Below are 15,076 nucleotides of genomic sequence, written 5' to 3' on the forward strand. Positions count from 1 at the left end.
AGTAAAAGGTCTGAAAGATAGAACATCTTACCTCTGTACCCTACGCGACTAACTTTACTCTTTTTTGTTCAGTTCAGAAAGCATTTTTTGTAATTTTTTTTCAGTTGTTGCATAGGAATTTCTAATAGCCATCACAAAACGTGACAGCTTATGTTGCTTACTTACGAAAAAAGGGCATGTTCAGGCGAATCTTAGTGCGCCTGATCCCAGTTTTCGCCACTCCCCACTTCCACCAGCAACGGCACATCCAGACGGGTACAGTTTTCCATCAGTTGATGAATCTGCTTCGCGACGGCATCGACATCATCTTTATGGACTTCAAATACCAGTTCATCGTGTACCTGCATGATCATACGAACGCGCGGTTGCTCAGCCTGTAGCCACGCATCAACGGCAATCATCGCCCGTTTGATAATGTCGGCGGCGGTTCCCTGCATTGGCGCGTTAATGGCTGCACGTTCAGCCGCTGCACGACGAGCACCATTGCTGGATTTGATATCCGGCAGATACAGACGGCGTCCGTCCAGCGTTTCAACGTAGCCCTGCTCTTTCGCCTGAGCACGGGTGCGTTCCATATACTCCAGCACGCCAGGGTAGCGTTCGAAGTAAAGGTCCATGTACTTCTGCGCTTCTTTACGCGGAATGTTCAATTGCCGCGCCAGACCGAAAGCACTCATGCCATAAATCAGACCAAAGTTGATCGCTTTTGCACTACGACGTTGCTCGCTGGTGACGGTTTCCAGTGGCAAACCAAACACTTCTGCCGCCGTTGCACGGTGGATATCTTTTCCTTCCGCGAATGCGGTCAGCAAGCCTTTGTCACGCGAGAGATGCGCCATAATGCGCAGTTCAATCTGCGAGTAGTCCGCTGAGACAATCACATAATCCTCTGGCGCAATAAACGCCTGGCGGATACGGCGACCTTCTTCGTTACGCACCGGAATGTTTTGCAGGTTAGGATCGGTTGACGATAAACGTCCCGTTGCGGTTACTGCCTGGTGATAAGAGGTATGTACACGCCCGGTTTTCGGGTTGATCATCAACGGCAGCTTGTCGGTGTAGGTCGATTTCAGCTTCGCCAGACCACGATACTCCAGAATCACTTTTGGCAACGGATAGTCCAGCGCCAGTTCTTCCAGTACCTCTTCCGACGTTGACGGCGCGCCACCCGGCGTTTTCTTCAGCGGTTTAATGCCCTGTTTTTCAAACAGAATGGTTTGTAACTGCTTGGTGGAAGAAAGGTTAAATTCTTCACCTGCAATTTCATGCGCTTTCTTTTCCAGCTCAGCCAGACGCAAGGTGAGCTCTTCAGAGTGATTGTGCAGCACTTTCGGATCGATCTTCACACCGTTACGTTCAATGCGTGAAAGCACCGGCACCAGCGGCATTTCGATATTCTCGAAGACGTTCAACGGCCCTTTGTGTTTTTGCAGATCCGGCCACATTTTCAGATGCAACTGCAAGGTGACATCTGCATCTTCGGCGGCGTAACGTCCGGCTTCTTCGAGGGCAATCTGGTTAAAGGTCAGTTGATTTTTGCCTTTACCCGCAATCTCTTCAAAAGTGATGGTTTTGTGCTTCAACCAACGTTCCGCGAGGCTGTCCATATCGTGACGTCCGGCAACGCTATTGAGAATGTAGGACTCCAGCATGGTATCAAACGCAATCCCACGTAGTTCAATGCCGTAGTTCGCCAGAATACCGCGATCGTATTTCAGGTTTTGCCCGACCTTCAGCGCCTTTTCATCTTCCAGCAGCGGTTTTAGCAGCTCGAGTGCACGCTCGCGAGAGATTTGATCGGGCGCATCAAGATAATCATGAGCAACCGGAATATATGCCGCTACGCCTGGCTCGATAGCAAAAGAAAGCCCGACCAGGTTAGCAGAGATGTTATCAAGGCTGTCGGTTTCGGTATCAAATGCAAATACCGGCGCTTTTTCCAGCTTCGCAATCCACGCTTTCAGTGTTTCTTCATCAAGGATGGTGACGTAGTTGTCATAAGAAATCACCGTTGCCGTCACTTCTGGCGCTTCGTCTGCAACACTGGTTTCCTGCGGCCTGGCTGCGGGTTTCGCTCCTTTAGCCTGTAGCCATTTTCCCGCTTCGACATCAGCAGTCCAGCGTTTGAACTCATACTTTTTGAACAGCCCTAACAACTCTTCCGCCGCCGGTGGCTGCACTTCCAGTTGTTCACAGGTCAGCTCCAGTTCAACGTCGGTTTTAATCGTCGCCAGCTGGTATGAGAGATAAGCAACTTCTTTGTTTTGCTCGAGCTTCGCTGCCATTGTTTTCGCGCCACGGAAGCTCAACCCAGCAATTTTTTCTGGCTCGGCATACAGCGTATCCAGCCCGCCAAGACCTTGCAGCAATGCCTGCGCGGTTTTTTCACCGACGCCCGGTACGCCAGGAATGTTATCAGAGGAGTCACCCATCAGCGCCAAGAAATCGATGATCAGTTCTGGCGGCACGCCGTACTTATTCACCACCTCTTCCGGTCCGAGGATGGTATTCGTCATGGTGTTGATAAGCGTGATATTTGGTGTCACCAGCTGCGCCATATCTTTATCGCCAGTGCTGATCAGCACCGGACGCCCGGCTTTTTCGGCTTCGCGCGCCAGAGTACCAATAACGTCGTCCGCTTCTACGCCAGAAACCGCCAGCAGCGGCAGTCCCATCGCTTTAACCATCGCGTGCAGAGGTTCGATTTGTGCTCGCAGATCGTCCGGCATTGGCGGGCGATGTGATTTGTAATGTTCAAACAGTTCATCACGAAAGGTTTTTCCCTTGGCGTCAAAGACCACCGCTGCATGCGTCGGTTTATATTGCATGATCAGACTGCGCAGCATGTTGAGGACACCATACATCGCACCGGTCGGCTCGCCTGCGCTGTTAGTCAGCGGGGGAAACGCGTGATATGCGCGATAAAGATAAGATGAACCATCTACAAGGATAAGTGGATTTTGGGGGATCTGAACCATAATGTCCGTGCCTGTTTATCAGATTATGGGTAAAGGATGCCACAGACAGGATGAAAACATGAGTTTTTCACCGCTTTTCGTGAAAATCTTTTGTAGATCTTCTGGATCGCTCGCAAATCGTCATGTGGATAACTTTGTGCATAAATTATTTACATCGCTTTTAATTTATTATCATGCTTTTTACAGCATGGTGTTTATCTTTGTTTTTCATGCAGTTAAAAATAAAGCCATCCCTAATAATTGAGATAATGGGATTTTTTCTAATGTGGATAGATATGAATTATTTTTCTCCTTAAGGATCATCCGTTATTTGGGTCGTTTTCTGCTAAAATCTGCGCCTTGCGCTTCTTTAGCGCACTGTCTATGGCTAACCTTTTGAATAAATTCATTATGACGAGAATACTCGCTGCGATAACCCTTTTGCTGAGTATCGTATTGACCATTTTGGTCACTATTTTTTGTTCCGTCCCGATCATCATTGCCGGGATTGTAAAACTATTGCTACCTGTGCCAGTCATTTGGCGAAAGGTTTCGCGTTTTTGTGATTTTATGATGTATTGCTGGTGTGAAGGTCTGGCGGTATTACTGCATCTGAACCCACACCTGCAATGGGAAGTTCACGGGCTGGAAGGGTTAAGTAAGAAGAACTGGTATCTACTTATTTGTAACCACCGTAGTTGGGCAGATATTGTCGTACTGTGCGTGCTGTTTCGTAAGCACATTCCGATGAATAAATATTTCCTCAAGCAGCAGCTGGCCTGGGTGCCTTTTCTTGGCCTGGCGTGCTGGGCGCTGGATATGCCGTTTATGAAGCGTTATTCCCGCGCTTATTTATTACGTCATCCGGAGCGACGTGGTAAAGATGTTGAAACCACTCGGCGTTCTTGTGAAAAGTTTCGCCTGCATCCCACCACTATTGTCAATTTCGTTGAAGGCTCCCGTTTCACGCAAGAAAAACATCAGCAAACCCACTCCACTTTTCAAAACTTGTTGCCACCAAAGGCGGCAGGCATTGCAATGGCGCTAAATGTACTGGGTAAACAATTCGATAAACTGCTTAATGTTACGCTGTGTTATCCGGACAATAACCGTCAGCCGTTCTTCGATATGTTAAGCGGTAAACTGACGCGAATTGTCGTACATGTGGATTTACAGCCTATTGCCGATGAGTTACATGGCGACTACATCAATGACAAAAGCTTTAAGCGCCATTTTCAGCAATGGCTGAACTCATTGTGGCAGGAAAAAGACCGGCTTCTGACATCGTTGATGTCATCACAGCGGCAGGAAAAGTAAGTTTTACTCGCCTCTGAATGAGCAGAGGCGAGTGAGTATTTTAATGAGCAAAACGTCCGGCACGAGACATAAATTCTTCTTCGCTCATCTCCTGTCCGTTAAAAACAACTTTACCCGGTGTATAACGCAGTTGCAGCGAGGCGGTATTGTTGTCAATCGTGATTAACTGCAACATCTGACCTAATGTCATCATCCCGCTGATTTGTTTATCAGCCCGCTTTTGCGCTTTTTCCGCATCCATCCCTTCAGATAAATTAAGCTGTTTTGCGGTTTCTGTGGCGACATTAAGCGGTAACTTCACATCAAAATTGAGCGATTTAATATCTTTGTTTGTGGATGATGAAGATTTGGCTGGGTCGGCAATACTGATATCCAGATTGGCATTTAGTTCGCCGAGTGCGTTCTTCCATCTTACCGGTTGTTTAATGGTCGGCTCACTTTTTTGTAATAACGGTAAATACTCTTTGAACAATGCAGCATTCACTTCTTGCAGAGCAACTTCATCGTTTGCTAACTCAGGGTGTGCAGCAAGCTGCTTCTGCATCGCAATGTTATACTGGATGATAAATTGGCGCACCGCTGAGGGATCAATAGACTCAGCAATCAATGACCACTCACCACTACCGAGTTGCTGATTCCCTTTTGTTAACTTATCAAGTTCGTAGGTCAGATTGACATTGATATAATCTTTGTCTTTAACGCGATCCAGCCTGGTTTTTGCAACGAAAGCATCGATTTGGGCAACGACTTCCCCCTGGTTGATAATATTAACCTGATTAAATTTCGACTCGCTTTCACCAACCGGAAATTTCTTTTCTTCTAATCGTGTCAGAGAATCAATGGTAAAACTTTTCGCCGTTACTTTGTTCATTGGTGAAAATTGCAGAACAATATCTTCGACTTTGCCTTCAATATCCAGGTTAGACAATGAACTATCATCACCATTAAAAGTAAACTGGCCTTCACCAAAAGAAAACTTTCCATACTCTGCAGGGGCAACATCTAATGTCGTGGAGAATGAGCCACCAAACGCGAATCGCAATGTCGCTTCCACGGGCGATTTATTTTTCGCGGCGATAAATAGCGGTTGTGTCAGCTCATTATTCACTAAGTTCACTTTTGCCGCTGCCAGTGCTGGGATGACATTACCATGCATTAACATTGTGATGGGCAACGGACCGTGCTCAACATCCACATCAAATACAATTTTCTGGCCTGGCTTGATATTGAGATCGGGTGCACCGTTATCAAATGTCATTTGCATTTGAAAACGGGAATTAAAAAAGCCTTTGTCAAAATTTTTATAACTTAACGTCATATCGTAGGCATGTTCACCTTTCTTTTTAGCATCGTTAAAACCTTTAATAAACTTTTCGACACCAGGCTGAATTTGCGTACCTGTGTACCATGTGCCACCACCCCAGATTACGGCTAACGCAACAATGGCACCTGTAGCTGACTTACGTATCATATAAATATTCCCTGATAAAACAGCAAAACTTTGAATATCCACTTATGCTGAAATAATGTCCAGCAGCAGGACGCATTATCAGAATGTATTTATATTTATTAAATAATAAAAAAAGCCCGTGAATATTCACGGGCTTTATGTAATTTACATTGAATTATTTTTTCTCGGACAGATATTTCACAGTATCAGCATACTGCTGAACAAAAACATCCATATTGCTGGTATCCATACCCTGCGGATTCAGCTGATATTTACCGTTAACAAACATCGCCGGAACACCACGCAATTGCACGTCAGCTGCAGCTTTTTCCTGCTGAGCGACCAGAGATTTCACCACGAAGCTGTTCCACGCCGCGTCGTACTCTTCACCTTTAATACCTGCGTTGATAAATACATCGCGGATATCAGATGCTGAACGAATGGTCTGGGTTTTTTGTACGCCTTCAAACAGCGGAACTGTGACTTTGTCTTCCACGCCCAGCGCCATCGCCACAGCCCATGCCTGAGTCAGCTCTTTGCCCAGGTCACCCCCCATGAAGTTGACGTGGTATTTAGTCATCTTCACGCCTTCCGGCAGTTTTTTCTTCACGTTATCAGAAATATGCAGAACTTCTTCAAACTGATAGCAGTGCGGGCAGAAGAAAGAGAAAAACTCCAGCACTTGCGGCGCGCCAGCAACTGGTTTTTCCAGGGTAGTGTACTGTTTACCATCTTCATACTGCGCCGCCGATGCGCTAAACGCTAAAACTAAACCAGCCAGCGCCAGCCAAATCTTTTTCATGATCTACTCTCTCCGATTAATACATAGGTGTTAATTGCAAAGGGGGTTCTTGTAGAACTTTTGCCTGTTCTATAAAAGTCGCCGTCTGTCGTAGCCAGTAATCTTCCCCGGTTAACCACGGGAAATTTTTCGGGAACGCGGGATCAGCCCAACGCCGCATTAGCCAGGCAAGATAATAAACCAAACGCATGGCGCGTAAAGGTTCAATCAGTCCGATTTCAGCGGTGTCGAACTCGCTAAATTCTTCATAAGCCTCAATAATAGTTTCCAGTTGCATCCGCTGCTCGGCTTTATCACCATTGAGCAACATCCACAAATCCTGAACGGCTGGACCATTACGTGCATCATCCAGATCAACAAACATTGGACCATCGCGCCAGAGAATATTCCCGGCGTGGCAGTCTCCATGTAGCCGCAGAACGGTGAAATCTTCCCGCCAGTGTGCTGTAACGGCGGCAATCAGCTCATCTGTCGCTTTCAGGAATGCCGCTTTCAACCCGGAAGGTATCAGTGTAGCGTCCTCAAACAGCTTGCGTGGCTCAATGAGATATTCATTCAAACCGATGGTCGGGCGATGGATAAAAAGCTGTTTGCGCCCCGTCTGGTGCATACGCCCTAAATAACGCCCAACCGCTTCCATCTGATCGATATTATCAGCTTCGAACTGGCGACCACCGACGCTTGGAAAAACAGCGAAATAAAATCCCTGATGGTTCAATAAAGTCTGACCATTAAAGGCCACAGGTGCTGCGACCGGAACTTCATCGTTAACCAGCTGCAACGCAAATTGATGTTCTTCGAGGATTTGATCGGCTGTCCAACGTTCAGGGCGATAAAATTTGACGACAAAACGTCGACGATCTTCGTCCTGAAATTGATAGACACGGTTTTCATAGCTGTTAAGCGGGGTAAGACCGGAATCCACCCGAATCCCATGCTCAAACAGAGCGTCCATGATGGTATCCGGGTGTAGTGTCTGGAAAGTAAAAGCGCTGTTGTTCATCCCATCATCCGGAAAACATTACGAATGATGAAGGATATCATTTCACGATGATTTTGGTTGCGCCGCTTACAAGCTTTTACTCTTTAATTACGCCACGTGCGCGTAATAGCGCCGTTTTGAAATCTTCTTCATAATCTTTCTGCAAACCCGGGATCACCGCATCTTTCGCGGAATCACGCATTTTCAGGTGATAGATCAGAATGTCATCCGTCAAATCCGCCAGTTCGCCGTCAAAACCTGACTCTTTCGCCAGTTTCTGCAAAAATTGCAGCAGGTTAAGGTCTGGCTCTTTTTGCCAGGCTGGCTGGAGGAGTTCAATAACTTCATTCAGACGTTTACATTTCATAGTAATGCTCCTTACTCTTGAGACAGACACGTTAGCAGGGTCAATCCCACAATAAAAGAGGCGATATCGGTGAATCTGATGACGATGATAACAGGCGTTGTGCTGGCGGGCGGTAAAGCCAGACGAATGGGCGGCGTAGATAAAGGATTGCTTGAATTAAACGGCAAACCATTATGGCAGTATGTCGCTGACGCGCTTATGACGCAGCTTTCTCACGTCGTGGTTAATGCTAATCGTCATCAGGAAATCTATCAGGTAAGCGGTCTGAAAGTGATTGAAGATTCACTGGCGGATTACCCTGGTCCTCTGGCAGGAATGCTTTCAGTAATGCAGCAGGAAGCGGGTGAGTGGTTTTTGTTTTGCCCGTGCGATACGCCTTACATTCCCCATGATTTAGCCGCCCGGCTTACTCATCAGCGCAAAGATGCGCCTGTCGTGTGGGTCCACGACGGTGAACGCGATCACCCGACTATTGCTCTGGTAAACCGCGCAATTGAGCCTTTATTACTGGAATATCTGCAAGCAGGAGAACGCCGGGTTATGGCATTTATGCGTCTGGCTGGCGGTCATGCGGTTGATTTCAGCGATCGTAAAGAGGCATTTATAAACGTGAATACGCCAGAGGAGCTTGCCCGATGGCAGGAAAAACGATGATACCGTTACTCGCCTTTGCTGCATGGAGTGGCACCGGAAAAACAACGCTGCTGAAAAAATTGATCCCGGCATTATGCGCCAGAGGGATCCGTCCGGGGCTGATTAAGCATACGCACCATGATATGGATGTTGATAAACCGGGCAAAGATAGTTATGAGCTGCGCAAGGCTGGCGCGGCGCAAACCATCGTTGCCAGCCAACAGCGATGGGCCTTGATGACGGAAACACCAGACGAAGAAGAGCTGGATCTACATTTTCTCGCAAGTCGAATGGATACCTCAAAGCTGGATTTGATTCTGGTCGAAGGGTTTAAGCATGAAGAGATCGCAAAGATTGTGCTGTTTCGCGATGGAGCCGGACATCGACCGGAAGAATTAGTGATAGACAGGCATGTTATTGCTGTAGCCAGTGATGTGCCGCTTAATCTTGATGTCGCGTTACTGGATATTAATGATGTTGAGGGGCTGGCTGATTTTGTGGTGGAGTGGATGCAAAAGCAGGACGGATAAGCAAGAGTAGGCTGGAGCAAACGCGCCAGCGTCGCATCCGGCATTTATTCCGCACCAACGCAAAAAAGCCCAGTCTTCCGACTGGGCCTTTCGCTTAATTTGATGCCTGGCAGTTCCCTACTCTCGCATGGGGAGACCCCACACTACCATCGGCGCTACGGCGTTTCACTTCTGAGTTCGGCATGGGGTCAGGTGGGACCACCGCGCTAAGGCCGCCAGGCAAATTCTGTTTCATTAACCCGCTTGTCGCCGGTTAATCTAATCTGTATCAGGCTGAAAATCTTCTCTCATCCGCCAAAACATCTTCGGCGTTGTAAGGTTAAGCCTCACGGTTCATTAGTACCGGTTAGCTCAACGCATCGCTGCGCTTACACACCCGGCCTATCAACGTCGTCGTCTTCAACGTTCCTTCAGGACCCTCAAGGAGTCAGGGAGAACTCATCTCGGGGCAAGTTTCGTGCTTAGATGCTTTCAGCACTTATCTCTTCCGCATTTAGCTACCGGGCAGTGCCATTGGCATGACAACCCGAACACCAGTGATGCGTCCACTCCGGTCCTCTCGTACTAGGAGCAGCCCCCCTCAGTTCTCCAGCGCCCACGGCAGATAGGGACCGAACTGTCTCACGACGTTCTAAACCCAGCTCGCGTACCACTTTAAATGGCGAACAGCCATACCCTTGGGACCTACTTCAGCCCCAGGATGTGATGAGCCGACATCGAGGTGCCAAACACCGCCGTCGATATGAACTCTTGGGCGGTATCAGCCTGTTATCCCCGGAGTACCTTTTATCCGTTGAGCGATGGCCCTTCCATTCAGAACCACCGGATCACTATGACCTGCTTTCGCACCTGCTCGCGCCGTCACGCTCGCAGTCAAGCTGGCTTATGCCATTGCACTAACCTCCTGATGTCCGACCAGGATTAGCCAACCTTCGTGCTCCTCCGTTACTCTTTAGGAGGAGACCGCCCCAGTCAAACTACCCACCAGACACTGTCCGCAACCCGGATTACGGGCCAACGTTAGAACATCAAACATTAAAGGGTGGTATTTCAAGGTCGGCTCCATGCAGACTGGCGTCCACACTTCAAAGCCTCCCACCTATCCTACACATCAAGGCTCAATGTTCAGTGTCAAGCTATAGTAAAGGTTCACGGGGTCTTTCCGTCTTGCCGCGGGTACACTGCATCTTCACAGCGAGTTCAATTTCACTGAGTCTCGGGTGGAGACAGCCTGGCCATCATTACGCCATTCGTGCAGGTCGGAACTTACCCGACAAGGAATTTCGCTACCTTAGGACCGTTATAGTTACGGCCGCCGTTTACCGGGGCTTCGATCAAGAGCTTCGCGTTACCGCTAACCCCATCAATTAACCTTCCGGCACCGGGCAGGCGTCACACCGTATACGTCCACTTTCGTGTTTGCACAGTGCTGTGTTTTTAATAAACAGTTGCAGCCAGCTGGTATCTTCGACTGATTTCAGCTCCACGAGCAAGTCGCTTCACCTACATATCAGCGTGCCTTCTCCCGAAGTTACGGCACCATTTTGCCTAGTTCCTTCACCCGAGTTCTCTCAAGCGCCTTGGTATTCTCTACCTGACCACCTGTGTCGGTTTTGGGTACGATTTGATGTTACCTGATGCTTAGAGGCTTTTCCTGGAAGCAGGGCATTTGTCGCTTCAGCACCGTAGTGCCTCGTCATCACGCCTCAGCCTTGGTTTTCCGGATTTGCCTGGAAAACCAGCCTACACGCTTAAACCGGGACAACCGTCGCCCGGCCAACATAGCCTTCTCCGTCCCCCCTTCGCAGTAACACCAAGTACAGGAATATTAACCTGTTTCCCATCGACTACGCCTTTCGGCCTCGCCTTAGGGGTCGACTCACCCTGCCCCGATTAACGTTGGACAGGAACCCTTGGTCTTCCGGCGAGCGGGCTTTTCACCCGCTTTATCGTTACTTATGTCAGCATTCGCACTTCTGATACCTCCAGCAACCCTCACAGGCCACCTTCACAGGCTTACAGAACGCTCCCCTACCCAACAACACATAGTGTCGCTGCCGCAGCTTCGGTGCATGGTTTAGCCCCGTTACATCTTCCGCGCAGGCCGACTCGACCAGTGAGCTATTACGCTTTCTTTAAATGATGGCTGCTTCTAAGCCAACATCCTGGCTGTCTGGGCCTTCCCACATCGTTTCCCACTTAACCATGACTTTGGGACCTTAGCTGGCGGTCTGGGTTGTTTCCCTCTTCACGACGGACGTTAGCACCCGCCGTGTGTCTCCCGTGATAACATTCTCCGGTATTCGCAGTTTGCATCGGGTTGGTAAGTCGGGATGACCCCCTTGCCGAAACAGTGCTCTACCCCCGGAGATGAATTCACGAGGCGCTACCTAAATAGCTTTCGGGGAGAACCAGCTATCTCCCGGTTTGATTGGCCTTTCACCCCCAGCCACAAGTCATCCGCTAATTTTTCAACATTAGTCGGTTCGGTCCTCCAGTTAGTGTTACCCAACCTTCAACCTGCCCATGGCTAGATCACCGGGTTTCGGGTCTATACCCTGCAACTTAACGCCCAGTTAAGACTCGGTTTCCCTTCGGCTCCCCTATTCGGTTAACCTTGCTACAGAATATAAGTCGCTGACCCATTATACAAAAGGTACGCAGTCACCCCATTAAGAGGCTCCCACTGCTTGTACGTACACGGTTTCAGGTTCTTTTTCACTCCCCTCGCCGGGGTTCTTTTCGCCTTTCCCTCACGGTACTGGTTCACTATCGGTCAGTCAGGAGTATTTAGCCTTGGAGGATGGTCCCCCCATATTCAGACAGGATACCACGTGTCCCGCCCTACTCATCGAGCTCACAATATGTGCATTTTTGTGTACGGGGCTGTCACCCTGTATCGCACGCCTTTCCAGACGCTTCCACTAACACACACACTGATTCAGGCTCTGGGCTCCTCCCCGTTCGCTCGCCGCTACTGGGGGAATCTCGGTTGATTTCTTTTCCTCGGGGTACTTAGATGTTTCAGTTCCCCCGGTTCGCCTCATTAACCTATGGATTCAGTTAATGATAGTGTGTCGAAACACACTGGGTTTCCCCATTCGGAAATCGCCGGTTATAACGGTTCATATCACCTCACCGACGCTTATCGCAGATTAGCACGTCCTTCATCGCCTCTGACTGCCAGGGCATCCACCGTGTACGCTTAGTCGCTTAACCTCACAACCCGAAGATGTTTCTTGCGATTCATCATCGTGTTGCGAAAATTTGAGAGACTCACGAACAACTCTCGTTGTTCAGTGTTTCAATTTTCAGCTTGATCCAGATTTTTAAAGAGCAAATATCTCAAACATCACCCGAAGATGAGTTTTGAGATATTAAGGCAGGTGACTTTCACTCACAAACCAGCAAGTGGCGTCCCCTAGGGGATTCGAACCCCTGTTACCGCCGTGAAAGGGCGGTGTCCTGGGCCTCTAGACGAAGGGGACGTGTCAGTCTGCTTCGCAAGACGCCTTGCTTTTCACTTTCTATCAGACAATCTGTGTGAGCACTGCAAAGTACGCTTCTTTAAGGTAAGGAGGTGATCCAACCGCAGGTTCCCCTACGGTTACCTTGTTACGACTTCACCCCAGTCATGAATCACAAAGTGGTAAGCGCCCTCCCGAAGGTTAAGCTACCTACTTCTTTTGCAACCCACTCCCATGGTGTGACGGGCGGTGTGTACAAGGCCCGGGAACGTATTCACCGTGGCATTCTGATCCACGATTACTAGCGATTCCGACTTCATGGAGTCGAGTTGCAGACTCCAATCCGGACTACGACGCACTTTATGAGGTCCGCTTGCTCTCGCGAGGTCGCTTCTCTTTGTATGCGCCATTGTAGCACGTGTGTAGCCCTGGTCGTAAGGGCCATGATGACTTGACGTCATCCCCACCTTCCTCCAGTTTATCACTGGCAGTCTCCTTTGAGTTCCCGGCCGGACCGCTGGCAACAAAGGATAAGGGTTGCGCTCGTTGCGGGACTTAACCCAACATTTCACAACACGAGCTGACGACAGCCATGCAGCACCTGTCTCACGGTTCCCGAAGGCACATTCTCATCTCTGAAAACTTCCGTGGATGTCAAGACCAGGTAAGGTTCTTCGCGTTGCATCGAATTAAACCACATGCTCCACCGCTTGTGCGGGCCCCCGTCAATTCATTTGAGTTTTAACCTTGCGGCCGTACTCCCCAGGCGGTCGACTTAACGCGTTAGCTCCGGAAGCCACGCCTCAAGGGCACAACCTCCAAGTCGACATCGTTTACGGCGTGGACTACCAGGGTATCTAATCCTGTTTGCTCCCCACGCTTTCGCACCTGAGCGTCAGTCTTCGTCCAGGGGGCCGCCTTCGCCACCGGTATTCCTCCAGATCTCTACGCATTTCACCGCTACACCTGGAATTCTACCCCCCTCTACGAGACTCAAGCTTGCCAGTATCAGATGCAGTTCCCAGGTTGAGCCCGGGGATTTCACATCTGACTTAACAAACCGCCTGCGTGCGCTTTACGCCCAGTAATTCCGATTAACGCTTGCACCCTCCGTATTACCGCGGCTGCTGGCACGGAGTTAGCCGGTGCTTCTTCTGCGGGTAACGTCAATGAGCAAAGGTATTAACTTTACTCCCTTCCTCCCCGCTGAAAGTACTTTACAACCCGAAGGCCTTCTTCATACACGCGGCATGGCTGCATCAGGCTTGCGCCCATTGTGCAATATTCCCCACTGCTGCCTCCCGTAGGAGTCTGGACCGTGTCTCAGTTCCAGTGTGGCTGGTCATCCTCTCAGACCAGCTAGGGATCGTCGCCTAGGTGAGCCTTTACCCCACCTACTAGCTAATCCCATCTGGGCACATCCGATGGCAAGAGGCCCGAAGGTCCCCCTCTTTGGTCTTGCGACGTTATGCGGTATTAGCTACCGTTTCCAGTAGTTATCCCCCTCCATCAGGCAGTTTCCCAGACATTACTCACCCGTCCGCCACTCGTCAGCAAAGCAGCAAGCTGCTTCCTGTTACCGTTCGACTTGCATGTGTTAGGCCTGCCGCCAGCGTTCAATCTGAGCCATGATCAAACTCTTCAATTTAAAAGTTTGATGCTCAAAGAATTAAACTTCGTAATGAATTACGTGTTCACTCTTGAGACTTGGTATTCATTTTTCGTCTTGCGACGTTAAGAATCCGTATCTTCGAGTGCCCACACAGATTGTCTGATAAATTGTTAAAGAGCAGTGCCGCTTCGCTTTTTCTCAGCGGCGCGGGGTGTGCATAATACGCTTTCCCGCTACAGAGTCAAGCATTTATTTTTGCTTTCTCTGCCGGAATTCTCAGGAGAATCCCGCTGACCCGGCGGCGTGTTTGCCGTTGTTCCGTGTCAGTGGTGGCGCATTATAGGGAGTTATTCCGGCCTGACAAGAGGAAATTTAAAATAATTTTCTGACCGCGCATTTTTTATTCTTTATGCTTATTTCAGCGTCGGTTTGTCGGTTAAATGGGCGATTTCTCGGGCGAAATTCGCCACCTGCTCCCAATCGGTATAGACAACTTCTTTGCGCGTATCCGTTTCACCGCCTGACATCTTCATAATCAGCTTGATCATAAAACGGTCGTACCAGCGATAACGTGGGTAACGCAGCGCCCCGGCAATGACGGCACAGCGATCGGGACGCCATTGCGAGTTCATCAGAAACTTCCGCGCGTAGCTGTTGGTCTGTGGAGTACGCTTCTCCGGTTTACGCGCCACCAGATTTACGGAGTAAAAGGCACTCGGCATCGAATTCAACCGCGTCGCATGCTTTTTGACAAATTCCTGGAACGCAGAATGGTAGTGACCATAGCGAATAGAAGCGCCAATAACCACACGGTCATAGTTTTCCCATTGTGGTTCTTCAATGCGGTGCACATTGGCGACATCCGCCTGGATCCCCAGTTCTTTCAGTTCCGAAGCCAGGTAGGAGGCAATCTCGCGCGTTTGTCCGTCCCTTGTTGAGAAAAGAATTAATGTTTTCAC

Annotated in this window: 9 protein-coding genes, 1 tRNA gene and 3 rRNA genes; 3 read left to right on the top strand and 10 right to left on the bottom strand. The window is 49.3% G+C overall.

The features are described 5' to 3' along the window. Nucleotides 1-191 precede the first annotated feature (191 nt). Complete coding sequence (polA, locus tag HBM92_RS23605; protein ID WP_000249989.1) at nucleotides 192-2,978, bottom strand: DNA polymerase I; 2,787 nt, start codon at nucleotides 2,976-2,978, stop codon at nucleotides 192-194. Between the two features lie 363 nt (nucleotides 2,979-3,341). Between polA and HBM92_RS23615 the strand changes: the two genes are divergently transcribed. Further along, nucleotides 3,342-4,274: an acyltransferase gene (locus HBM92_RS23615; protein ID WP_001443189.1), complete on the top strand. Its 933-nt coding sequence runs from the start codon at nucleotides 3,342-3,344 to the stop codon at nucleotides 4,272-4,274. Between the two features lie 40 nt (nucleotides 4,275-4,314). On the opposite strand, the gene HBM92_RS23620 is transcribed toward HBM92_RS23615, so the two are convergent. The 4 genes from HBM92_RS23620 to HBM92_RS23635 form a co-directional block, all read right to left on the bottom strand. Further along, complete coding sequence (locus tag HBM92_RS23620) at nucleotides 4,315-5,745, bottom strand: YdgA family protein (protein ID WP_001327313.1); 1,431 nt, start codon at nucleotides 5,743-5,745, stop codon at nucleotides 4,315-4,317. Between the two features lie 154 nt (nucleotides 5,746-5,899). After that, nucleotides 5,900-6,526, bottom strand: coding sequence for a thiol:disulfide interchange protein DsbA (gene dsbA / locus HBM92_RS23625; protein WP_000725344.1), 627 nt, complete (start codon nucleotides 6,524-6,526; stop codon nucleotides 5,900-5,902). 16 nt (nucleotides 6,527-6,542) lie between these two features. Then, the gene (gene srkA / locus HBM92_RS23630; RefSeq protein ID WP_001065497.1) at nucleotides 6,543-7,529 is read right to left on the bottom strand and encodes a stress response kinase SrkA; all 987 of its coding nucleotides are present in this window, start codon (nucleotides 7,527-7,529) and stop codon (nucleotides 6,543-6,545) included. A gap of 76 nt (nucleotides 7,530-7,605) precedes the next feature. Further along, entirely contained in the window at nucleotides 7,606-7,875 is a 270-nt protein-coding gene (locus tag HBM92_RS23635) for a YihD family protein (RefSeq protein ID WP_001295263.1), read from the bottom strand. Nucleotides 7,876-7,944: 69 nt separating this feature from the next. On the opposite strand from HBM92_RS23635, the gene mobA reads away from it, so the two are divergent. Beyond that, entirely contained in the window at nucleotides 7,945-8,529 is a 585-nt protein-coding gene (gene mobA, locus HBM92_RS23640) for a molybdenum cofactor guanylyltransferase MobA (RefSeq protein WP_001052151.1), read from the top strand. Beyond that, nucleotides 8,511-9,038, top strand: a complete 528-nt coding sequence (gene mobB, locus HBM92_RS23645) for a molybdopterin-guanine dinucleotide biosynthesis protein MobB (RefSeq protein ID WP_000907613.1) — start codon at nucleotides 8,511-8,513, stop codon at nucleotides 9,036-9,038. The genes mobA and mobB overlap by 19 nt, the downstream gene beginning before the upstream one ends. Before the next feature lie 104 nt (nucleotides 9,039-9,142). Here the strand turns inward: mobB and rrf are convergent. The 5 genes from rrf to hemG form a co-directional block, all read right to left on the bottom strand. Beyond that, nucleotides 9,143-9,258 (bottom strand): 5S ribosomal RNA (rrf, locus tag HBM92_RS23650). A 95-nt stretch (nucleotides 9,259-9,353) separates the two neighbouring features. After that, nucleotides 9,354-12,257 (bottom strand): 23S ribosomal RNA (locus HBM92_RS23655). Between the two features lie 193 nt (nucleotides 12,258-12,450). Continuing rightward, a tRNA-Glu gene (locus HBM92_RS23660) sits at nucleotides 12,451-12,526 on the bottom strand. An 85-nt stretch (nucleotides 12,527-12,611) separates the two neighbouring features. Beyond that, nucleotides 12,612-14,153 (bottom strand): 16S ribosomal RNA (locus HBM92_RS23665). Together the 16S, 23S and 5S rRNA genes with 1 tRNA gene alongside form the textbook arrangement of a ribosomal RNA operon. A gap of 377 nt (nucleotides 14,154-14,530) precedes the next feature. Further along, the gene (gene hemG / locus HBM92_RS23670; protein WP_000853959.1) at nucleotides 14,531-15,076 is read right to left on the bottom strand and encodes a menaquinone-dependent protoporphyrinogen IX dehydrogenase; all 546 of its coding nucleotides are present in this window, start codon (nucleotides 15,074-15,076) and stop codon (nucleotides 14,531-14,533) included.

Origin of the sequence: Escherichia sp. E.sYA108, assembly GCF_011754335.1 — a bacterium.
Lineage (GTDB): Bacteria > Pseudomonadota > Gammaproteobacteria > Enterobacterales > Enterobacteriaceae > Escherichia > Escherichia coli.